The sequence below is a fragment of the Flavobacterium cheongpyeongense genome (assembly GCF_003202435.1).
Taxonomy (GTDB): domain Bacteria; phylum Bacteroidota; class Bacteroidia; order Flavobacteriales; family Flavobacteriaceae; genus Flavobacterium; species Flavobacterium cheongpyeongense.
On record NZ_QJHK01000053.1, the window covers coordinates 1 to 733 of the forward strand.

Consider the following 733-nt stretch of genomic DNA (forward strand, 5'->3'; position numbering starts at 1 on the left):
GGATCTAATTATACGATTAGTTACGCAGGTGCTAACTTTACTATTACGGCAAAACCAATTACAGTAACAGCAGATGCTTCACAAACAAAAGTTTATGGAACAGTAAATCCTGTTTACACTTATACGGTTTCTCCAAGTTTAGTAAGTGGTGATTCTTTCACTGGAACTTTAACCAGAGCTACTGGAGAGAATATTGGAAACTATGCCATTACACAAGGAAACTTAAGTGCAGGTTCTAATTATAACATTACTTATGTAAGCAAAGATTTTACTATTACGGCAAAACCTATTACAGTAACGGCAGATGCTTCACAAACAAAAGTATATGGAACTACGAATCCGGTTTACTCTTATACGGTTTCTCCAAGTTTAGTAAGTGGTGATTCTTTCACTGGAACTTTAACCAGAGCTACTGGAGAAAACATTGGAAACTATGCTATCACACAAGGAAGTTTGAGTGCGGGAACAAATTACAATATTACTTATGTAAGCAAAGATTTTACTATTACGGCAAAACCGATCACAGTAACAGCAAATGCTTCACAAACAAAAGTATATGGAACAACGGATCCTCTTTTTACTTATATGGTTTCTCCAAGCTTAGTAAGTGGTGATTCTTTCACAGGAGCTTTAAGCAGAACTGCTGGAGAGAATGTGGGTGTTTACGCTATCACACAAGGTAATTTAAGTGCCGGTGGAAATTATACCATTATGTATAATGGCTCTAATTTTA

General features: G+C 36.0%; 1 protein-coding gene. It reads left to right on the forward strand.

Annotation, left to right across the window (positions count from 1 at the left end):
• Nucleotides 1-733 (forward strand): MBG domain-containing protein (locus tag DMB65_RS22250; RefSeq protein ID WP_317048151.1); only part of this gene is annotated, 733 nt, incomplete at both ends.